Source organism: Adhaeribacter arboris (genome assembly GCF_003023845.1).
GTDB classification, from domain to species: Bacteria; Bacteroidota; Bacteroidia; order Cytophagales; family Hymenobacteraceae; genus Adhaeribacter; species Adhaeribacter arboris.
Genome location: NZ_PYFT01000001.1, coordinates 1,616,302 through 1,638,324, shown reverse-complemented (window position 1 = coordinate 1,638,324; position 22,023 = coordinate 1,616,302). Strand labels below are relative to the sequence as shown.

Annotated in this window: 20 protein-coding genes; 5 read left to right on the top strand and 15 right to left on the bottom strand. The window is 40.4% G+C overall.

The annotated features are described in order from the left end of the window. Positions 1 to 120: 120 nt before the first annotated feature. On the bottom strand, positions 121 to 771 hold the full coding sequence (locus AHMF7605_RS06800) for a hypothetical protein (RefSeq protein ID WP_106927702.1): 651 nt from the start codon (positions 769 to 771) through the stop codon (positions 121 to 123). 86 nt (positions 772 to 857) lie between these two features. Then, on the bottom strand, positions 858 to 1,091 hold the full coding sequence (locus tag AHMF7605_RS06795) for a helix-turn-helix domain-containing protein (protein ID WP_106927700.1): 234 nt from the start codon (positions 1,089 to 1,091) through the stop codon (positions 858 to 860). A gap of 122 nt (positions 1,092 to 1,213) precedes the next feature. Here AHMF7605_RS06795 and AHMF7605_RS06790 point away from each other — a divergent pair, with 122 nt between their 5' ends. Together AHMF7605_RS06790 and AHMF7605_RS06785 are read left to right on the top strand one after the other, a co-directional pair. Continuing rightward, positions 1,214 to 1,630: a hypothetical protein gene (locus tag AHMF7605_RS06790; RefSeq protein ID WP_146153526.1), complete on the top strand. Its 417-nt coding sequence runs from the start codon at positions 1,214 to 1,216 to the stop codon at positions 1,628 to 1,630. Positions 1,631 to 1,667: 37 nt separating this feature from the next. Further along, positions 1,668 to 2,108: a hypothetical protein gene (locus AHMF7605_RS06785; RefSeq protein WP_106927696.1), complete on the top strand. Its 441-nt coding sequence runs from the start codon at positions 1,668 to 1,670 to the stop codon at positions 2,106 to 2,108. Between the two features lie 254 nt (positions 2,109 to 2,362). On the opposite strand, the gene AHMF7605_RS06780 is transcribed toward AHMF7605_RS06785, so the two are convergent. The 5 genes from AHMF7605_RS06780 to AHMF7605_RS06760 form a co-directional block, all read right to left on the bottom strand. After that, positions 2,363 to 3,943 (bottom strand): NFACT RNA binding domain-containing protein, encoded by a 1,581-nt coding sequence (locus AHMF7605_RS06780; RefSeq protein WP_106927694.1) that lies wholly within the window; start codon positions 3,941 to 3,943, stop codon positions 2,363 to 2,365. Positions 3,944 to 4,103: 160 nt separating this feature from the next. Beyond that, entirely contained in the window at positions 4,104 to 4,868 is a 765-nt protein-coding gene (locus AHMF7605_RS06775; RefSeq protein ID WP_106927692.1) for an MBL fold metallo-hydrolase, read from the bottom strand. Continuing rightward, on the bottom strand, positions 4,865 to 5,140 hold the full coding sequence (locus AHMF7605_RS06770) for a hypothetical protein (RefSeq protein WP_106927690.1): 276 nt from the start codon (positions 5,138 to 5,140) through the stop codon (positions 4,865 to 4,867). The genes AHMF7605_RS06775 and AHMF7605_RS06770 overlap by 4 nt, the downstream gene beginning before the upstream one ends. Positions 5,141 to 5,155: 15 nt before the next feature. After that, a complete protein-coding gene (locus AHMF7605_RS06765) occupies positions 5,156 to 5,533 on the bottom strand; it encodes a response regulator (protein ID WP_106927688.1) in 378 nt (125 codons plus the stop codon). 6 nt (positions 5,534 to 5,539) lie between these two features. Further along, positions 5,540 to 10,015, bottom strand: a complete 4,476-nt coding sequence (locus AHMF7605_RS06760) for a PAS domain S-box protein (RefSeq protein WP_106927686.1) — start codon at positions 10,013 to 10,015, stop codon at positions 5,540 to 5,542. 150 nt (positions 10,016 to 10,165) lie between these two features. On the opposite strand from AHMF7605_RS06760, the gene AHMF7605_RS06755 reads away from it, so the two are divergent. Next, positions 10,166 to 11,287 (top strand): glycosyltransferase, encoded by a 1,122-nt coding sequence (locus AHMF7605_RS06755; RefSeq protein WP_106927684.1) that lies wholly within the window; start codon positions 10,166 to 10,168, stop codon positions 11,285 to 11,287. Then, on the top strand, positions 11,266 to 12,192 hold the full coding sequence (miaA, locus tag AHMF7605_RS06750) for a tRNA (adenosine(37)-N6)-dimethylallyltransferase MiaA (protein WP_106927682.1): 927 nt from the start codon (positions 11,266 to 11,268) through the stop codon (positions 12,190 to 12,192). Before AHMF7605_RS06755 ends, miaA begins: the two co-directional genes overlap by 22 nt. Before the next feature lie 250 nt (positions 12,193 to 12,442). Here the strand turns inward: miaA and pfkA are convergent, their stop codons facing one another. After that, positions 12,443 to 13,414 carry a 6-phosphofructokinase gene (gene pfkA, locus AHMF7605_RS06745; RefSeq protein WP_106927680.1) on the bottom strand — a complete coding sequence of 324 codons (972 nt, stop codon included), beginning with the start codon at positions 13,412 to 13,414 and terminating at the stop codon, positions 12,443 to 12,445. A gap of 342 nt (positions 13,415 to 13,756) precedes the next feature. Here pfkA and AHMF7605_RS06740 point away from each other — a divergent pair, with 342 nt between their 5' ends. Next, positions 13,757 to 14,185, top strand: coding sequence for a TerB family tellurite resistance protein (locus AHMF7605_RS06740; protein WP_106927678.1), 429 nt, complete (start codon positions 13,757 to 13,759; stop codon positions 14,183 to 14,185). A 373-nt stretch (positions 14,186 to 14,558) separates the two neighbouring features. On the opposite strand, the gene AHMF7605_RS06735 is transcribed toward AHMF7605_RS06740, so the two are convergent. The 7 genes from AHMF7605_RS06735 to AHMF7605_RS06705 form a co-directional block, all read right to left on the bottom strand. Next, the gene (locus AHMF7605_RS06735) at positions 14,559 to 15,752 is read right to left on the bottom strand and encodes an aspartate aminotransferase family protein (protein WP_106927676.1); all 1,194 of its coding nucleotides are present in this window, start codon (positions 15,750 to 15,752) and stop codon (positions 14,559 to 14,561) included. Positions 15,753 to 15,926: 174 nt separating this feature from the next. Further along, positions 15,927 to 16,415 (bottom strand): hypothetical protein, encoded by a 489-nt coding sequence (locus tag AHMF7605_RS06730; protein ID WP_106927674.1) that lies wholly within the window; start codon positions 16,413 to 16,415, stop codon positions 15,927 to 15,929. Positions 16,416 to 16,419: 4 nt separating this feature from the next. Then, a complete protein-coding gene (locus AHMF7605_RS06725) occupies positions 16,420 to 16,854 on the bottom strand; it encodes a hypothetical protein (protein ID WP_106927671.1) in 435 nt (144 codons plus the stop codon). A gap of 30 nt (positions 16,855 to 16,884) precedes the next feature. After that, complete coding sequence (locus tag AHMF7605_RS06720; RefSeq protein WP_106927669.1) at positions 16,885 to 17,424, bottom strand: RNA polymerase sigma factor; 540 nt, start codon at positions 17,422 to 17,424, stop codon at positions 16,885 to 16,887. Between the two features lie 271 nt (positions 17,425 to 17,695). Next, positions 17,696 to 19,093, bottom strand: coding sequence for a vWA domain-containing protein (locus AHMF7605_RS06715; protein WP_233218967.1), 1,398 nt, complete (start codon positions 19,091 to 19,093; stop codon positions 17,696 to 17,698). A gap of 549 nt (positions 19,094 to 19,642) precedes the next feature. Further along, positions 19,643 to 20,095: a thioredoxin-dependent thiol peroxidase gene (gene bcp, locus AHMF7605_RS06710; RefSeq protein WP_106927665.1), complete on the bottom strand. Its 453-nt coding sequence runs from the start codon at positions 20,093 to 20,095 to the stop codon at positions 19,643 to 19,645. Between the two features lie 63 nt (positions 20,096 to 20,158). Further along, positions 20,159 to 21,997, bottom strand: coding sequence for a M23 family metallopeptidase (locus AHMF7605_RS06705; RefSeq protein ID WP_233218966.1), 1,839 nt, complete (start codon positions 21,995 to 21,997; stop codon positions 20,159 to 20,161). Between the last annotated feature and the right edge of the window lie 26 nt (positions 21,998 to 22,023).

Below are 22,023 nucleotides of genomic sequence, written 5' to 3'. Positions count from 1 at the left end.
GATTACCTAAAGTAAGATTCTCATTGGTTATGTTAGCTATAGTTCTTTGTGGGGCAACTTCAGTTTCTTTACAGCTAGCTAGTAAACAACATGCTAAGAAAAGTAAAGTAATTTGTTTAATTATGTATCAGCAGGTATATGAAAGCTACTCTTTATGGGAGTTATGCTATATAACGCTTTGTTAGATTCTTTAGTTATTTGTAAGTGGATTAAAGAAGCTTCTTTTTTTGGTTCAGGCTTATAGTTAGGTAGTTGAATCAATACCCAAGTAAAACTTAGTAAACCAAGCCCCCAATACCAGTGTTGAAGCGTAACAACAAAGGAGAGAGGAACGCCTTTAAATGCATGATATAGAGGTAATTCATAGATTTCATACTTTTTTGAGGTTCCAGTTATACGAGACTGTTTCCTCTTTTGCCATCCATATGTAGCATAGATTCTTAAAGAGATTGAAGGTAAGGAGGAAAGTACCCAAGCACTACACAATAATGCTACCCCTAGTAGAAGTGCGGTTATTAGTACAAATGGTTCTTTCTCTATTCCTGGTCTATCGTTTATTAATAAGCCAAGACCTCCTAGAGCAGCTGTCTGAATACCTGATAACCACTTTGCCCAATCAGATAAACGCTCTAATGCATCTTTAGCACCATCAAAAGTTGGATTCTTTATTAATGCCTTTACTTTCATAACATGGTTCATGTCATAAATAATCAGGGCAATTGATATTATAGCAATTAAAGTGACTATTGCTGCTCCAACTAGTTGTTCCATAAAGCATTTTCACATAGTTAACCATTTAACTAATACATAATTGTAAAGATATGGGAATCAAATAAACTAACTATTAATACAAAAAATTAGTACTCAAAGCCTTCTGAGAAGAATTCTTTTAGAGTGATATTATGAATTTCAAGTATTTGAAGAAGTGATTTTATTGTTGGGTTATGTTTGCCACTCTCCATTTTCCAATAGTGCATTCTACCTAAGTCGTGGTCTATTGCAAACGACTCGTGACTACTATAACCTTTTCTTATTCTAAGCTGCTTTATTCTTTCTCCTATTGCTTTTAAGTTTTCCTGTTCACTTTTCATGAAGGAAATCTGTTAATACTAAACAGGAATAATTACATATTATAATTATACACATTATAGTATGTATTTAGTATATTGCTTCTACAATTCTAGTCTCTTCAATCTAATAACTAACCTAAAGCATGAAAACCAAAAACTTGTGTCTCTTAACTTTTATCATCACTCTAGTATCCAGTTGCATGGCTATTAAGAGATTCCAATATAATATGAACGAAAACTTCAGTACCCCAACTGCCCAAGCACAACCCCAAGAAACAGACCAACTTAAGAGCCAAGCGAACCAAGAACAAGAGTTAAGGGAGACTATGGATGAATGGATAGGGCAGACCAAGCATCAACTTTTACTTAAATGGGGGGTTCCTACTGTCACAGCATCAGATGGGAATGGTGGAGAGATACTAAAGTTTGACCAGTTAAGAAGAGGTTTGTTTTCAAATGGTAATTACATAACTGTAATTCATACTTATTCCTTCTGTATAGATAAAGAACAGAAAATATACACCTGGAAATACAATAAGCAAGGAAGACAAGGTCAATAGTACTAAAACAATACTTCAACTATATTAGAAACCTTCTATGAATATAATTAAATACGTACTAATTCTAAAGGCTTTATTGCTTTTAAGTATTATTAGCTTTGCTCAAAAGGGAATTATTTCCACCTATAAAGCAGATGCCATTTTCGTTTCATTTCATCACATCACTACAGGAAAAACACTAGGAGAACCAGTATTGATGGGGAAGGAGGTGATTATTAAATATAATCTGTCTTTTGAGAGCTTAACTATATCCTATACAGACCCTAAAAGTGAAGAAAGAACAACTACATACTTAAGTTTTGTAAGATATGATAGAGAACAAAAAGGGGGTATAATTATGAAGGATGGACATGATAACCCCTTAACAGTTTATAATGAACTATTAACGAATAATAAACTAAGTTTGTGGGGGCATAAGTTAATGGATAATAAATACATGCCAATTCAAGTTATATTAGACACCAAGCAAGTAGATTAGGAACAATTTTGTTATATTATAATCAAGGCTTAATCTACAACTAGTATAAGGTCATTTGTCAAGATTGTTTAAAATATACCAATGTTAAATAATAGACTATTGAATTATTTACTTCTTAATAAGTGAACTAATCAGTGACTTGTTTTATAAATGATAGTTTAAGGTTCTGTTTTAGAGTGAGTTATAAGTGGGAGTTCGAATCTCCCCGCGCGCACAAATAAAAAAGCCGCTGATGAAGTCAGCGGCTTTTTTATTTACGAACCTGGATATTTTTCGAAGGGGTTTTCGGGTTTAACGAGTAACACTTTTTCGCGTTCCACTAGTACCTGACCGGGAGCGGCGCCTTTGGGTTTACGAACGTATTTTTTGGGAGTGTACAATACCGGGCACAACGAATCGGTTTTACGTTTAGAATAATAAGCGGCCAATTGCGCGGCTTTTTGAATTACGGGTTCCGGAAAAGTTTTACCCGCCTGGTACTTTACCACCACGTGCGAACCACTTACGTCTTTGGCGTGCAGCCATAAGTCTTCTTTAAATGTAAATTGTTGGGTGAGTACATCGTTATTTTGGGCGCTCTTGCCCACTAAAATCTGATAACCATTGGTTTGAAATACCCGAAAAGGTTTTTCTGCTACGGCCTGTGGACTAGCTACCGCTTCTACGTGTTCTTTTATAAAAGTTTTTAAGGATTTGAAATCAGATATTTCGGCTAGTTCCTGCAAAGCTATTTCGAGTTGCAATAATTCTTCTTCTTTATCCTGAAGTCGTTCTTGTAGTTGGCTTACTTCAATTTGCTGATTTTTACTTTTTTTATATAAGCGCTCCGCAAATTTTTGCGGGCTTTCTGTTGCTTTTAATTTAAATACCCGTTCTTTATTCTGGTAAAAATCGAATAGCGCTACCGACTCGGCCCGTGGGGGAATATTGGTTAAATTAGCCATAATTACATCGGCGGTTTGGGCATACGAAGCTTCGGTTTGCAGCGCTTTTAACCGGGCTGTGATTTGCTGCCGCGATTGGGTGGCTACCTGGTGTTTACGGGTAAGGTTTTGGTAAGCCAGCCGGTAATTTTTCTCGAAACCAAACTCGGCCAGGTACGTCTGCACAAACTCTTTGAGCGCTATAATAGGAGAAGTAAATTCTTTTTTGATTTCTCCCAGAGGCAACAGCGACAATCGCGTTTGATTATTTAACTTGATTATATAAAAAGCTAAAGGATTTTCCAGGCTATATTTAACTGCTTGTATTAATTCCCATTTTTGCTCCGGCGAAGCCTTTTCGTATTCTTGCGTTTTTAAATAAATGCCGGGTAAATCACCAAAAGTAGGGTATAGTTTTTCCGGGGCAGATTGGTTTATCAAAAAATCTTCTTTGCTTGGCTTTATCTGGCGATGCAAATGCTGTAAATCTAATGCAATATCCTTCGCGAATTTTTTATGAAATAACGTTTTGGCTCTGTTTTGTTCGAAATAAATTAGGTTGGATCGGTTGCCGAATAATTTAAAGAGCAAAGCTTTTTGATTACTGAATGCCAGGTAAAAACTTCTTTCGTTTTCATGCTGAACAATCTCTAACACTTCTTCTCCGATTATTTCCGGAAAAAGATTAACGGAGTTCGCCCGGGCCCGGTTAAAACTCTCCGGAAAATAGAGGGTCGAAAACTGAGCCGTGAGCATGGCCTTTAGGATAAAGGCACTCGTAAAATCAGGGCGGCTGAAAGAAATGATGAGTTCGTCTTTCTCCTGGCTAAAGCAAGAATCAACAACCGAACCAATCAATTGAGGCCGTAAAGCCTGCGTAAGTTGGCGCAGAAAGTAATAGTTATTATGCACCTTGTAAATTACAAAATGTTTTTCTGAAACGTATATAAAATCAGTCCAGTAAACTTGGTTTACTGGCTCCTATTTCGTCTTTAATTACGCGTAGAGCACTTGCGCTAATTTTCCGCGAAGCGAATAATAAACTAATCCAGCAACCTGTAACTTGCAACTTTTAATTAAACGCTACTTTTAAGCCATCGTAAGCCAGGTGAATAAAATCAGGTAACTCGGCCTCCACTTCGTGGTGAAGACCCAGTAAATGACTGATATGCGTTAAGTAAGCCTTTTTGGGCTGAAGTTCCTGCAGCAACTCTATGGCTTCGTTTAAGGAGAAATGGGAGATATGCGGTTCGTGGCGTAAGGCATTCAGGACAATTACCTCGGAACCTTGAATTATCTTTTTCGATTCAGCTGAGATAAAATTGGCATCGGTGATATACGTTAAATTACCAATGCGAAAACCTAAAATAGGTAATTTGTGGTGGTATATCCGGATGGGCTGAAAAAAGATTCCTTCGGCTTCAAAGCCGGCTTCGGAAATAGGATGAAGGACCACGCGGGGAATTCCCGGGTAATTAGCCCCGGAGAAGATATACGCAAATTCCCTTTTTATTTGATCCAGTACGCGTGGCTCCCCGTAAAGGGGCATGTTGCGTTGCTGTAAAAAATTGTAGGCCCGGATATCGTCAAGGCCCGAGGTGTGATCTTTATGTTCGTGGGTAAAAACAAGCGCATCCAGCGTTTTTATTCTTTCCCGTAGCACCTGCTGACGAAAATCCGGACCTGAATCAATAATAATACTTTTATCACCAATTTGCAGATGGGCCGAAGTACGTAAACGTTTGTCGCGATAATCTACGGATTGACAGACTTCGCATGCACAACCAATAACTGGTACGCCCTGCGACGTGCCGGTACCTAAAAAAGTTAACATCAACGGACTGTCTCTTTCTGGCATATTTCCTGGTAAAATTGCCGGGTTTTATCGCTTAAACAAGAATCATCCAAGTTCGCACTTTTCAGAATTTCGTACAAGCAATTAATTTTACCCTCTACCGGAAAATATTTATTCACTATCGCTACTTTAGAATCTTTGATTAAGCAAAATCCTGATTTAAAGTTGCCTTTTTCGTAGCGTAAAACATAGTTAGCCTCGGTAAAAACTTCCTCGAGTTTGCTCAGAAAACGACGCGTATATTTTATTTCCATGAAAGAGTACAGAGCTTAAACCACGTATTGTTTAACGGTTTGCACCAGCATATCAAAATCGAGTGGTTTAGGTAAGTAAGCATTAATACCGGCTTCTTTAAACTGCTCCATCGTATAATTATTAGCGTTCCCGGTAACGGCAATAATCGGAATATCGGCAATATCTTTATTCTCGCTGCTCCGGATTTCCTTGGTACACTCCATGCCGTTTTTCTTCGGAATATTTAAGTCCATCAGGATAGCATCAATTTTCTGATTCTGAACTTGATTTAACACCTCGGTGCCATTTTTAGCCGTTAGAATTTTATAATTCTGGAGTTCCAGAATTTTCTTTGTTAAATTTAAAATTACAGAACTATCTTCCGCAATTAAAATGGTTTTATTCTCTGCCATTTGATTTTAAATAAATTTGTTTCGATAATTTTTTTTGTAATAGGTGAAATGTTTTTCCAATAATTTGAAATCCTGATCGGCCTCGGTGTAAATACCTTTGCGGATATCGTGTTCCATTTTCTTCACTAATTCGGCCAAAGGATTTAATCCTAGGGTAAAACCAGTCCCTTTCATTTGGTGCAAGGTACTTAAAATATTATCGTATTGTTTGGTTTGTAAGTCTTTTTTGGCCTCCTCCAGCAAAGGGCCCGCTTCTTCTTCAAAATCAACGAAGAGCTGCAAGGCAAAATCTTTATCCCCCAACTGAATTAATTGCTCAATTACTTCATCGTCAATAAAGTCTTCAACTATAAATGCGTTATCGGTAATTTCTAATTTTAATTCTTTAGCTTCTTTTTCTTTAGTTTCTTCTTTTACCTCTTTTTCTATCACTTCCACGATCGGTACTACCGTACGCCATTTCTGAATGATGGAAAATAAATCGTGGGATTTAACCGGCTTGGATACATAATCGTCTAAGCCCTGGGCCATAAACTTCTCGGCGTCGTCTTTCATAGAATAAGCAGTCATGGCTATAATGGGTGGGCATTTAGCGCCCAGCAAGCTTTTTATGTGCCCCGTAGCTTCTACTCCATCCATTTCCGGCATCTGAATATCCATAAATATTAAATCATAGGCATTGGTTTTCGCTTTATCAATGGCCTCAAAACCGTTGGAAGCTAACTCTACCCGGCATCCTATTTTAGAGAGTAATTTTTGCGCCACTTTCTGGTTAATGTTGTTATCATCCACTAATAGCACGTAAGCTTCGCGTGACAACTTTTCCGGCTCTTTATCCGGATCTTTTTCTCTTACCACAACATCATGCGCCATGAGGCATTGAATGGTAAACCAGAAAGTACTGCCTTGCCCGTAAATGGATTCTACGCCGATTTCACCGCCTAATAATTCGCTTAATTGTTTGGAAATGGCTAAACCCAAGCCAGTTCCCCCGAAAGTTTTGGTGGAAGTATTATCGAGTTGCGTAAAATTGGTAAACAAGAGTTTTTTATCGTCATCGGTAATACCAATCCCACTATCTTTTATCCGGAACATAATGGTGTACATTTCTCCGTCGGAAGAAATACTGTTAACATGAATAGTTACTTTTCCGGCATTGGTAAATTTAATGGCGTTAGAAGTAAGGTTCGATAAAATTTGTAATAGCCGGGTTTCGTCGGTTATTATATAACGGGGGGTATGAGGCGTAATCGAATAGCTGAACTCCAGATCTTTCAGGTTAGCCCGGTTCGTAAAGAGAGAGTGAATTTTTTCTAAAGAATAATATAAGTCTACCCCGGTTTTGTTAAGCTGCAATTTACCCGCCTGAATTTTTGAATAATCCAGGATGTCGTTCAGGATGGCCAGTAAGGCATCGGAGGACTTACGTAAGGTATCAATATATTCGCTTTGCTCTTCGGAGGTATCGGTACCGTGGAGCAAATCAATCATCCCAATAATTCCGTTCATCGGCGTTCTTAATTCGTGACTCATGTTGGCCAGGAACAAGGTTTTGGCTTGTAGGGAGCTTTCAGCTACTTCTTTGGCCCGAATTAATTCTAATTGCGTTTGTTTCAATTCGGTCATGTCGCGTCCTACTCCTTCAATCCCCGCGTAATTGCCTTCTTTATCTTTTAGCAGATGCGCATTAATGAGAAAAGGAATAATAGCTCCGCTTTTACTTACCAAGTTCGTTTCGAAGTTACGGATGGAGCCTTCTTTAATTAGTTTGCGCGTCAGCTCCATTAATTCTTCCGGATAGGCATAAAAGCCGGTGGCCGGCATGTTAATAACCTCCTTCGATTCGTAACCCAGCATTTCCTGAACGGATGGGCTCATTAAAACCACTTTGTTTTCCGCGTCGGTACGGTAGTATAAATCCTGGAACGATTCGAAAATACTCCGGAATTTTTCTTCTTCTTTGGCCAGCGCCAGCCGCGACAGCTTTTTCTCGGTAATATCCTGGGCAATTCCGGATACTTCTTCGAAAGAACCGTCTTCCAGGTAAATAGGGTTCAGATAAACTTCGCGCCAGATAGTAGATCCATCCAACTGCGTTAAGTCAACTTCAAAATGTTGCGGAAAGCCGTTCAGCGCTTGTTCGTAGTACCCATTCCATTCTTCTACGGGCGTTATTTCCGGATTTTCGGTTCGAATATCGCGCAGAGTCAAGTTAAATTGAGGCAGGTACCCGTGACGTTTATAAAACGCCGTAGCATAATTCTGATTAAAAGAAGTAAGCTTGGATTCTTTATCAATGGACCAAATTTGGTGAGAACCGCTTTCGAAAATAGCTTTTAAGCGAGCATTCTGATTATTAATCTGAACTTCGTTGCGTTTTCTTTCAATGGCCAGAGCCACCTGGTTCGAGATAAAGTGCAGGATTTCAATATCGGAGTTAACGTAAATATCCGGCTTTTTGTAATCCTGCACGGCAATAATGCCAATAATGCGCTCGCCTACGGTAAGCGGCGAACAAAGCATTACTTCCGGCATTTTACCCACCAACTTAAGCAGGCCTTGTTTTTCCAGTTCCAGAATATCTTCGCGCAGTAAATAAGCCGGTTTGCCGGTGTTAATAATGTATTCCGACATACCATTGGAGAAAGGCCTTTCGCCTATCTGCTGACCTTCCGTTTTAAACTGATCAATGTAGTAAACAAATTGCAGAGTGGTTTTCTCATCGTCACACAGGGCAATGTAAATGTTATTGGTTTCAATAATTTTACTCAGTTCCCGGTGAATGGCGCCGTACAACGATTGTAAATCTTTGCTGCTAATGGCTAAATTGGCAATACTGTAATATACTTTTTGCAATCGTTCGGCTTTAATCCGGTCGGTAATGTCGTGCAGAATGGCCCGCGATAATACCGGTTTGCCGTTTTGCCAGGTACAGTTAATACTACCAATTAAATGTACCGGTTTGCCGGATTTGGTTAAAAAAACCGTTTCAATTTTATTTACGTGTTCGCCTTTGTACAAATTCCGCAACTGATAAATAAGTTTGGCTTTGTAATAAGGGTGTACAATATCGTTTAACGTCAGCCGCTCAATATCAAAATCATCGTAGCCGAGCTTTTCTTTCCAGGCTTTGTTTACAAAAATAAACTTGTTATCAATCGAAATATTCTGAATTAAATCGTGGGCATTATCAAAAATATCCTGTAAGCGGCTTTTATTATCCCGCAACGCTTCCATGGCAGTTTTTTTATCGGTTACGTCACGGCCTAAATGCGTAACGCCGATAATAGTACCTTCCTCATTTAAATCAAACATGCGCTGCCAGCGTAGCGTTTTTACCAGGCCCAGTTTGGTTTCAATATCACGTTCGTTATAACTGGTTATTATTTTAGAACGAATCATATCGAAGTAATTCTGCCGCCGTTCCCAGCGCTCTGATTCGGGCACAAAAGTGTCAAAAAAATCGAGGCCAATAATTTCTTCCCGGTTGTAATTAGTGTAATCCAGAAAATAATTATTGACATAAATAATTTTACCTTCCAGATCCAGACTGATGTACGCTAACTCGATTTTGCTCAAGAATTGGCGAAAGTGTTTAACCGATTCACGCAAAACTTTTTCGCGCTGCGGTACGATTTCTCCTGGTTTAATTGAAGTAAGATTGCGGATTATAATCTGACGGAAAGATTTATTATTTAAATGGAAAACCCGGACGGTCATTTGAAGGTCCAGCTCCGATTCATCGGGCCGTACCATCGTCCATTCTACCACTTCGGACTGGCCGGGCGAGAAATCTTTTTCCGTTAGAATTTGCGCTTTTAATTGGCGGTCTTCGTGCTCCCCTGAAAAAAGACCCGTGTTATGAATGGGTAAAAGTTTCCAGAGTGGCGAGCCGATAATTTCGTTTTTAGAATAGCCAAATAATGCAGCAGCTTGTTTATTACAATCTACAATAAGTTTATTTTCGAGGAGCAAAATAGCATCGCTGGCTGTTTCAAAAAGAGCCTGGTATTTATTCTCGGCTTCCTGAAGCTTTAGCTGGAGCTCCGCTTTAGCTACTAAATTAATATCGAAAGTTGAATTTGATTCTCCGGGAATGGGTTCTAGTCGCACGCATTTAAATTCCTGCCCTTCCAGGAACAAGGCAGAAAGTTGGTAAACAAAATTGTGTTTAAGGGTACTATTTTCTCCGGCAACATAAATGCCTTTTGTAGTAGCCGCGGCCGGTAATACGTTCCAGGCACTTGCCAAAGGCGGGGCAGTTGTGGGAAGAAGATCCAGTATATTAGCGGAATCCTGAAAGTAAGTACTCGTATATAAAAAGGAAGCGGCTGGCTCATTGTGCGCTAAAATTGTTCCATCGGGATGGCAAATGAAAAAAGCATTTTCCGGAGCAGTTACGGCGGTTACCAGTCCTAATAGTTGTTGAGCCAGGATGTTGGTATCCGTTAATGGAGTGATTTGATTATCTTTGATCGGCATGTGCAAATAACAATTAGCCTGTAATTAGTAGTTAACGCAACGAATGCTGTTGAAGGATTCGAAATAAAGGATAATTTAGGAAAAAAAATTTAACTCTCTAGTACTTATTTAGGATAAGGCGTTTAATCGTGCATTTAAATCAGAAAACCATTGTATTCTGCTAAGATTAATAAGAAAATTGTATTTGCCGTTACTACCGACCTGAATTACGATCAACGCATGCAACGTATCTGTACTTCTTTGGTGCAATCAGGTTATGAACTTTTGTTAATTGGACGAAAATGGCCTCAATCTTTACCCCTATTAACACAAGTTTATCAGCAAAACCGGATACATTGTTATTTTAATAAAGGCAAATTATTTTATTTAGAATTTACCATCCGGCTTTTCTGGTACTTGTTGTTTCAATCGGCTGATGCGTACGGGGCAATAGATTTAGATACTGCTTTACCGGTTTTTATGAAAGCTAAACTTACGGGAAAACCTTTTATTTACGACGCCCACGAATACTTTCCGGAAGTAGTTGAAGTCATTAACCGACCGGTTATTAAAAAGATATGGACCAGCCTGGAAAAATTTATACTGGCTCGAACTAAATTTGCTTATACCGTTAATGAGTCGCTCGCTCAATTGTTTTATGAACGATATAGAGTAAAGTTTTCAGTTATTCAGAATTGTACTTTGTTGGAGCCAGAATCGGCTTTACCGGTAAAATCTGCTGACAAATTCTTACTCTACCAGGGTGCTGTAAACGAAGGCCGCGGATTAGAAACCCTGCTCCGGGCTATGTTATGGATAGATTTAAAATTAATAATTTGCGGTAAAGGAGATGTTTATGAGAAATTAAGAAAGTTAAGCGTGGATTTAAATCTTTCAGATAAAGTGCTATTTAAAGGCTACGTTTTACCAGAAGAACTTAAAATATTAACAAAACAGGCCTTTCTGGGAATTAATTTACTCGAAAACCAGGGATTAAATTATTATTATTCTTTAGGTAATAAATTTTTTGACTACCTGCACGCGGGCATTCCCCAACTAGTCGTCGATTTCCCGGAATACCGCCGATTTAACGAGGAGTGCCAGGTAGCAGTAATCGTAACCTTAGAACCCGAAGCTATTGCTTTGGCCATTCGTAATTTCATGCAAAATTCTGCTTTTTACAATCAGTTGGTGCAGAATTGCCAACAAGCGCGTCTTAAATGGAATTGGCAAAACGAAGAAAAAAAGTTATTGGCCTTTTACCAAAATTTATGGGAAACCACCAAAGCTTAAATAAAAGATACCTAATTGTAGTAGTCGGACCCACCGCCGTAGGTAAAACAGACGTAAGTATCCGGTTAGCCAGACATTATAATACCGTAATTATTTCCGCCGATTCCCGGCAATTTTACCAAGAAATGTCAATTGGTACGGCTAAACCTACCCTCGCTGAAATGCAGGGGCTTCCGCATTATTTTATCAATTCGCACCACATTGCGCAGGAGTACAATGCCGGGGCTTACGAACAAGATGTACTGCAATTATTAGAGGAACTATTTAATCAGCATTCTTGCGTTATTTTAACGGGCGGTTCCGGCCTCTACGTGCGGGCCGTGCTGGAAGGAATGGACGAAATGCCAGAAGTACCAATTTCTATCCGGGAACAATTACTAACACAAAAACAAGCACATGGACTAACACCTTTGCTGGAGCAATTACAACAACTCGACCCAGTTTATTATAACCAAGTAGACCACGCCAACCCGCAACGCATTATCCGGGCTTTAGAGGTTGTTTTGGCAACGGGTCAGCCTTATTCCACTTTCCGGACGAAAAAAGCAATAGAACGGCCTTTTGAAGTAATAAAAATTGGTTTAAACCGGGACCGGGCCGAATTATACGCCCGCATTGATGCTCGGGTAGATCAGATGCTGCAAGCCGGATTACTGGAGGAAGTGCAACAATTATATCCCTACCGGAATCATAATGCCCTGCAAACGGTCGGTTACCAGGAGCTGTTTTCCTATCTGGCCGGCGAGTACGATTGGGCGGAGGCGGTACGCTTATTAAAACGCAACAGCCGTCGTTACGCCAAACGCCAGCTTACCTGGTTTACCAAAAACAACGATTTCACCTGGTTCCACCCGCAAGATTGGGAAGCTATTCTCGCTTTTATCGGTTTAAATTTGGAGGGTTGAGAGGTGGTTACAAGTTGTAAGTTCAATTATTTATTATGAACTAAATTTAGATTTAAGTTTTATCTGCTCCTTAGAACATCAATTAAAATGTGTTCTGCTATCTATGTAATGGAATAATCAGACAAACTAAATGCTACACAATAAACTAATTTTAATCTAGACTCTCTGCCCCCATTAAATTTAGAGGAAAAGCTTTTATATCGTCACATTACCAACAACTTGCAACCTGTAACTTGTAACTTCCAACTTATCACACACTCAAAATCTCCACCATCCGTACAAAACGCTGGTTGATGATTTTTTTCTTCGTGATCGTATCTTTAAAAGGAGTGTAAACCAAACGGGAGTTTACAAAACCGGCCATTACATCTTTCTTACCGTTCAGCAATCCTTCCACGCAGGCAATACCAATTTGACTGGCCAGTAACCGGTCGGCTGCAGTGGGAGAGCCGCCCCGTTGGATATGGCCCAAAATAGATACGCGGGCATCCATCTGCGGAATAGCTTCTTTTACCCGGGCCGCAATTTCAGTGGCATTTCCTTCTTCGTCGCCTTCCGCTACCACAATAATAAACGAGGTTTTAGAACGGCTCCAGCCATTTTGTAAAGTGGATATGACATCGGTGATACTCGTTTTGGTTTCTGGTATTAACACTATCTCAGCGCCACCACCAATGGCGCAAGGCATGGCAATGTAACCCGAGTCGCGGCCCATTACCTCCACAAAAAATACCCGTTCGTGGCTGTCAGCGGTATCGCGGATCTTATCAATGGCATCTAAAGCGGTGTTAACGGCCGTATCGTAGCCAATGGTGTAATCGGTGCCGTACAAATCATTATCAATAGTACCGGGCGCACCCACAATCGGAATGCCGTATTCTTCGTAGAATAAGGTAGCTCCGGTAAAAGTTCCGTTGCCGCCAATGGCTACCAATCCTTCAATTTCGAATTTTTGAAGTTGTTCAAAGGCTAACCGCCGACCTTCGGGCGCCATAAAATCCAGGCTGCGGGCCGATTTTAGAATGGTTCCTCCTTTCTGAATCGTATTGCTAACCGAAGAAGACTCCATTTTAACTAATTCTCCTTTTATCAGGCCATTGTAGCCTCGGCGAATACCGTACACTTCTACTCCGTAGTAAATAGCCGTGCGGACCACCGCCCGGATACAGGCATTCATACCCGGTGAATCGCCTCCGGAAGTAAATACTGCAATGCGTTTCATGGCAAAAATGGTTAAGGCGGCAAATTAACTAATTTAGTTGGGGAATGCGTGCAGACTATAGCTACAATTTAAGTAAAATTATCCTTTGGCGTCATAGTCTATTGACCATCAAGGAACTATAAAGAAAATTAAAAGAAGTGAAATTAATCCGGAAAATAATAGCAATAGTCGCGACAAACAACTACAACTTGCGTATACTGGTTACAAAGAAGACACTAACCGGGTAATTTCCAGTTGATAATAGTATAAAATTAATTTTTGAAGAAAGTAGTAATTGCCGGTTTTTTATTAAATTAGTAAGATTGAAGAAGTTTCCTGTTCCCACACTCTATATTGTAAGATATGTTTAGCTTTTTTGAAAGTGAGCAAATAAAGCGAATCAAAAGCCACATCCTTAACCTGGGTGCTTTGGCGAAAATCGATGGTCACGTAGACTCCGCGGAGATGAATTACATTATTGCTATTGGCCGGAAAAATGGCCTGAAGCAAGAAGAAGTACGAAGTTTACTGGCGAATGCCTCCACTGCCAAATTTGAATTGCCCGCCAATGATTCGGAAAGGTTTGATCAAATTTACGATTTAGTAGAAATGATGCTGGCCGATGGTATTGTGGACGATAATGAAATGGATTTCTGCGTGGAAATGGCCGCAAAGCTCGGCTTTAAAAAAACGATTGTGGGGGTACTCGTCCGTAAAATATCCATGGGAGTAAAAGATGGTCAATCGCGGGAAGAAATCAAACAAGAATCCCAAGCTTTCCTGCAACTTTAAAATTAAATTTCTTACGAATCTTTCTCTTACTGGAAAGTTTACTTTTTAAGTGCGTCTATGGAGTTTTTTGTTTATTAAAGCGGCCGTGGAAATAGTACCCTACTCAATCGTATTACTGCCAGAACAAGGAACTCCTAACGACGTTGAAAATTAATTTATCTTACTGACTGCCGGATCATACCAGAATGAGCGGTAATCAGAACTTCGGCTAACCGGCTATTTTTACTTTGTAACCCTTCTTCAATCAGCCCATTTCTTTACACTCCGCAATTCATGCTGTACCTAACAAAAAACAATATTACCTACAAGAAGTAAATTGTTAGATTTTCTACCATGTAGTCGATGGCCTAATTCTGTTTTAGGCGGGTCTCCGCTACGAAGGAAAAACTTCGTTTATGGATTTTAAAATAATAGCGCACGCTTCTTTAATTTCATTTTCGGTAATGGTGAGGGGAGGAGCCAGGCGCATGGCATTATCACAAAATAAAAACCAATCGGTGAGCACGCCATTCTTAATCGCTTGGTCGATGACGGGTTTAAGAACGGCAAACGATTCGAACTCGGCGGCCATTAATAAGCCGCAGTGGCGGATATTTTTAATCAGGGGATGAACTAATAACTGTTGGAATAATTTAGCTTTGGCTGGTACTTGTTGAATGAAGTTACTATGCCGCAGAATATTTAAAGTAGCCAGCGAAGCCGCGCAAGATACCGGGTGCCCCCCGAAGGTGGTAATATGGCCGAGTAAAGGACTGTTTTTAAGGCTGCCCATTATTTCCTGCGACGCAATAAACGCCCCAATGGGCATGCCGCCGCCCATGCCTTTGGCGCAAACCAGAATATCCGGTTCCATGCCAAATTGCTCAAAAGCCCAGAAAGTACCGGTTCGGCCAAAACCAGCTTGTATTTCGTCGAGGATTAACAGAGTACCGGTCTGGTTGCAACGTGCGCGTAGAGCCGGCAAATAACCTGGTTCTGGTAATCGTACGCCGGCTTCACCTTGTACCGTTTCTATTATAACAGCTGCTGTTCGTGGGGTAATTTTTTCTAAATCCGGCAAATAATTGTGCCGAATTTGACGGACATCGGGCAATAAAGGGCGGAAGGCATTTTTAAATATTTCGGAGCCATTTAACGATAAAGAACCGTGCGTAGAGCCATGGTAAGCATTGCTGTAAGAAATTAATTCGGTACGGCCGGTAAAGCGTTTGGCTAGTTTTAATGCTCCTTCTACGGCTTCGGAGCCGGAATTAACCAAGTAAACATTGTTCAGCTGAGCTGGTAAAGTAGTAGCTAGTTGAGTTGCCAATTGCACCTGTGGGCCTTGCACAATTTCGCCGTAAACCATTAGGTGCAGGTATTTTTCCAGTTGATTTTGAATAGCGGCAATAACTTCCGGGTGCCGGTGGCCCACGTTGCTTACCCCAATACCAGAAATTAAATCGAGGTAACGCTCTCCGTTTGGGCCGTACATATAAATGCCTTCGGCGCGTTCCACTTCTAACAGCAGCGGAAAATCAGTGGTTTGAGCTTGGTGCTGCAAAAATAATTGCCGTTGGGAAAGCATATTGTCCTTAGTCCATGGTCGACAGACCGCGGCACATTTTTAAATTTTATTCATGCCTGGGCTTTTAAATAATTAGGAAACCCTAGTTATGCAAGTGTACGGCAAAGTTCATAAAAAAGCCCGGCTTTCAAAAAAGCCGGGCCAGGAAAGAAAACAGGAAACAGGAAAAAAATATTAACGTCGTCCGTAAGCTCTTGGACGCTGAGTATCAAGTTTTTTTAATAAGACGTGGGTAAATTCCCGTTCGCTCTGGTAAAGAGTAGCTAATTGCCTAACCGAAATCACTTTTAAAAATTTATCTACGTATTTTTTCTCAACATTCAATTCATTCTGCCGAACCGCGTGCATTTCGTTAATGGCTTCGCGTAGTTGCTGGTCGGATAAAGCCGTTAAATTCGCTTCTCGGTTAAGCCGGGGGCGGGTATGCGCCGAACGGCGTTCGGCTTCGTATTCGTTATACAAAGGCCAGAATTTTTGGGCCTGCTCACTCGATAACTGTAGTTTATCCGTTAAGAAAGCAATTTTGGCGGTTTTTATTTTTTCAAAGCGCTCCTGGCGCTTTTGTTCATTTGGTCCATTGGAGCGGGTAATGGGTGTTTGCGCCTGAGCAAAAAGGCAGGTACAAAATATAAATAAGGTTATAATAAAACTTTTTGATTTCATGGTGTTAGTTAAAATATACTTCTTCTAATTGTTGTTCATCCACACTTTCCAGAATATCCGTGGGGGTAATGTTTGAAAAATCGGCGGCTAAATCTGTATCCGCCAGGTTTAATTCGGCAATATCCCGGCTTTCCAAATTATCTTGAATTAAAACATACTCTAAAGCTTCTTGCTGGCTGATATTGGATAAGTTATAAGTAAAATCACCAGGCTGTTTCTGCGAAAACTGGAAGGCCGCCACGAAACTTATTATTAAAAAAATACTGGCAAAGGCCGGCCGGTATTCATTAAAAATAGTGCTCCACCAAGGAGTAGCGGCGGCCGGAACTTGGGCGGTAACGCGTGCCATTATCCCATTAGGTAATTTTTCAAAATAATTATCCGGTACCCGGTACAGATTAGATTTTGGCAAGTCCTCCAGCTTAAAATTTTCTTTCATATTATTTAGATGTTTTTAGATGCGTAAGGTTTAAGTACTGGTCAGAAAATCTTCTATTTTTTTTACGGCGTGATGGTAAGAGGCTTTTAAGGCTCCCACCGAGGTGCCCAAAATCTCGGCTATTTCTTCGTATTTTAGTTCGTCGTAGTAGCGCATGTTAAAAACCAGCCGTTGCTTATCCGGTAATTTCAACAAAGCTTTTTGCAGCTTTAATTGAATTTCATCCCCGTTAGGGCCCACATGAGCGTCTATTTTCTGCGATAGTTCTTCGGAGATATCGGTAATGGGCAAAAAGAATTTCTTTTTTTTAGATTTTAAAAAATTAAGACATTCGTTGGTGGCAATGCGGTAAATCCAGGTATACAACTGGGCATCTTGCCGAAAGTTGGGAAGGTTTTTCCAGACTTTAATAAATACTTCCTGGGTTAAGTCATCGGCATCGTCGTGGTCGATAACCATTTTCCGGACGTGCCAATACACCTTTTGCTGGTACTTCCGGATAAGCTGATTAAAAGCTACATTCCGGGAAGCCGGGTTCTGAAATTTTTGAAGAATTTCCTGATCTTCCAAAGAGTAGTTGTTCGTTATAGGTTACTAGTAGTTAGTCCATAGTTCATAGAAGGTAGTCCACAGCAGCCAAGTTTTGCTTATTACTTTGTATAATTTTAATAACCTGGCAACTTAGGATGAATGGGTTTTAAAACCCTAAATATTTAATCGTTTCCAACTATGGTCTGTCGTATGCGGACTATGAACTAAACACTAGTTTTACTTACCTAACCTTAGACAATATCTTCCTTTAAAGGTTTAATCAGGATTATTACTTTTGGTGGTAATTATTTTACCGAAAAAGTTTAATGGTTGTAGTGGCTGCCGAGCGGATTTCGAAATTTTGGACATCGGTAAATTTGCTGGCGTTGGCGGTTTTAGTTCGGAACACTAAACGGTATTGACCCGGTTGCAAAGGCAAGTTGGTGCGGCTGTTATTTTCCGGTAAATTGTATGTCCAACGTTGGCTGCCGTCTTTCTCCAGCACGTATAAGCTGCCGTATCCTTGTAATTCGGTAGGTATATTCAATAAACCAGGTGGCGGAAAGGTAATGGTATTCACTTGGCCCTGTTTAATTTCCACGTCGTTCAGGTAAATGCGCGGGAGGGTTAATAATTCCAAATCGTACTTACCAATTAATAATTTCTGACGGCTCCCGAAGCGCAGGGCTACCAAGGTATTTTTAGAATTATTTTCCCGGACAATGGCCTCGGTAACTCCAAACGGTGAAACAGCATCTTGCCGTAGATATAAAGTGCCCTGCGGCGTTTTAGTTGAAAAAACATTGTGCTCGCCCGCTTTAATATCCAGATCTCTTAAAACAACGGGCGGTAGCGTGTTAATAATTAAATCGTAACTTAACAAGGCATCAATATCCAAAACATCGGTTTTTCCGGCAGTGGAAAGATAATGCACGTAATTGTATTCCGGTTCTTCGGTTACATTATTAATAAAAGTAAGATTGACGTTGGTTTCTACGGGTTTGCCTTGTTCATCCTTCAACTCCACCGACACCGTGGTTTTACTCAGCGCCATTTTAATGATGTTATCCAATACCTTCCGGAACGAGCTAATATCAGCCGCATTAAAATACTGACCCATACAGGCTAACTCCGGCACAAATTGCTTTTCGATGCCAATGCCAATTACAAACGGTTTTAAAAAAATGCGTTTTTTCTGGAGCGCTTTAGCTGTGGCGCAAGGATCACCGCCACATGATTCCAATCCATCCGTAATTAAAATTAAAACGTTTCGGGCATTTTTATCTACCGGGAAATCTTTGGCGGCTTGTTCTAAAGAATAGGTGATGGGAGTATTGCCCCGAGGAACAATTTGCCGGAGCCGGGTTTTAATCTGTTCTTCGTTGCCTTCTTTAAAAGGTACTTCTAAACGGGAATCGGTACAGTTGTTTTTTTCTTTATCAAATTGATGTCCGTATACGCGTAAGGCCAATTCTAAATTTTGGTATTGCGCCAAGGAATCTACCAATCGGGAAAGCAGGATTTTAGCCACTTTCATGCGGTCGCTGCTTTCCCATTTTGCCAGCATACTACCGGAACCATCGAGTAAAAACAAGATGCGGGTTTTCTTAACCGGCTCCGTTTTCTTGACGGTAGTCTGAGCAAAACTAAACCGATTCATTACTAGAAGCAAACCTAGCAATACCACTATTTTACCTGTTGTTTTCAACAAACCATAAATTTAATTGAAAAGGAGCTTATTACTATATCTTAATATTGTATATAACCACTGTTGCCTAAAAAAATTCCCAAACTCTTTTATGTTTCTACCTTTAGAAACGAGTTTGGGAATGATTCGGTATAAAACCCGATTAGGAACTTATCCACTCGGGCGGTTCACAATACAGGCTTGTCCGAAACCTAGGCTTTGGCTATGCCCATCAAACGTACCCTATTCTCTTCCGTTCTCCTGTAAGGATCTAACCAGCAGAAAAGAAGAACTGCTCAGAAGTAGTACCGGTTATTCCCTCCTGAAAACAACCAATAACCTTTTAGGATGGCCTCAGCCGTCGCTTTAAACCAGTTAGATCCTTTACGGATGACTCGAAAGAATAGAAAAGACTGTTTTCTACTTCTTTTAAACCCACGTTTAGGACAATCTTGTTCACTAAACTTAAGATTCTGAGAAAATAGAAAGCCTAAGATTAAGTAAATACCAACAATTTTAAAAAATCAGCAAGATTAAAAGGAAAGTTGAGTCAGATTTAAATAAAACTGTTCAACTCTTAACTAACTGCGCCGCATGCTCTTTCGTGTCAACGTTGGTGATAATATCCTGAATAATGCCTTTTTCGTCGATGATAAAAGTATAACGCATGGTGCCCATGTATTTACGGCCATACATGCTCTTTTCCTGCCAAACCCCGTAGGCTTCCACCATTTTCTTGTCGGTATCGGAAAGTAAGGTAAAAGGCAACTCAAATTTTTGAATAAACTTCCGGTGCGATTTTTCATCATCAACGCTTACTCCAATTATTTCATAGCCTTTCAGCCGAAGATCATAATAATTATCACGGAGGTTACAGGCCTGGGCGGTGCAGCCAGGAGTATCATCTTTCGGGTAAAAGTAAATCACCAGTTTTCGACCCTGGTAATCCGATAATTTATGAACAATGCCATCCTGATCCGGAATAGCAAAATCGGGAGCTTTATCGCCAATTTGTAATGCCATAAGCTAAGTAATTAAAAATAATGGTTATTGTATTTAAAATTAGGTACGTAACAACCAGAAAATTTAAATTCTGGTTTTAAATATGGTTTCGTGGCCCACCGCGTCTTTCACCCATAAAGTTAATTCCCCTCTTAAAGGAACGGATTTGTTTAATCTTTCGGAGTAAAGCAGTGCGGCTTTGTGTTCGTATTTTAATAATAGAAATTGCCCGTTTATTTCGGCGCGGTAAGAAGTCAGCCCCGATAAGTCGTCGCCTACTTTAAAGCGAACCAAGGTAGGAGACTTAGAAAGTAACTTTACGGTTGGCGGCTTAAGATCGTTCATAATTTTGTACTTCCCTAAATTACGGGTAGTAAAGGTAAATTGATCGTCTTTCCAGGTACCGTTAATAAAGGCTCGGCTATTGCCCCAACCCAACCATACAGCTCCGGCCGTTGTTTTATCCAGAATAGGTTCTTGGGGTTTAAAAGTTACTTTAAGCGGCTGAAAAAGTGGTGTTAAAACATCGTTAATGGACCAAATACCCGCATCGTAGCCAGAACGTAAATAAAGGGTATCAAAAATAGTGTTTGGGTAAAACTGTAAAGCCAAGTGGTTATCGGCATAAGAATAATCCGTGCCGCTGGGTATTATTTGCCGGAAGTAAAACTTTTTGGTAGTGCCGTTAAAAACAAGAGAATCCGGTAAGCCGCCTCGCAAATCGTATAAATAAATGGAGTTGGATTGAACGGTATAACTAGGAACCAAATCGTACCTTCTATTCCGGATATACAAGTTAATATTTTTGGGCGCACTTCCGGTATCGAGCGCCATTATTTTAAGAATATCCTCGCTTACTTCATAGTTGATCTGTTGTTTTTTTACGGTTTTCGCGAGGGTATGGGCGCTTATGGGCAAGGTACCTTGAATAATAAATTGCAGCGTAGTGGTATTATTGTAAGAATCTTTAAACTGCATGGTTACCGGGTAGGTAGCTCCCGGGTTAATTTTCAATTTTCCTTTATGCGACCCCGTGTTGTAGAGGGGTAAGGTGTTGCCATCGTCGATATAACATTTTTGAAAGCTCTTACCCGTCATTTTTAGGTTTTCGTAGTTTACGTGCCACGATACCATGCGCTGGTAATCAAACGGAATATTATCGAGCAGGTGCGTGTAATGCGGTTTTCCGCCCACGAAAATGTTTACCTCCTGCACGCCGTTTTTATTCCAGGCGCCGGTATAACGGTCGTAGGCATTAAATTCCAGCCCCAATAAACCATTTGCCCGAATAGTATCTCTTAAAACAAAAGAATTAGGCCCGTTTTTCACCGCCGGAAGTTCTTGCCGGCCAAATAAATTATTAAGGCGCGCATCAATGCTTAGGGTTTTAAAAGCAATGGCTACCACTTCGGGCGCTACATCGTCCTGAATTTCGGTAAAGCCGTATTTAAGGGGGTTTTGTAAGTTATTTTTGGCGTCGCGTACCTCAAAGTGTAAATGCGGACCGGCTGAACCCCCGGTATTACCAGATTTAGCAATAATATCGCCCCGTTTAAAAACAAATTGATTTTTACCCGGAGTTAATTTTACGTCGAACGCTTGCTTGGCGTATTGCATTTCCAAAACGTACTGTTCAATGGCCGGGGCAAAACTTTCGAGGTGGGCGTAAGTGGTGGTTAAACCATTTGGGTGCGATAGATAGAGCATGTAGCCGTAGCCATAACTCGAAACCTCTATCCGGGAAATATAGCCGTCGGCAGCGGCATAAACCGGTAAACCCGTTACCTGATCCGTTTTAATATCAATACCCCCGTGAAAGTGATTCGGCCGGATTTCGCCCATGCTCCCCGCTAAATAATTCTGGCGGCCCGGATGAATCGGAAACATAAAATAGCCGGTGGGAACTTCGGGATTTTGAGCCAAAACCACCGGGGACAATAAGCTAAGAA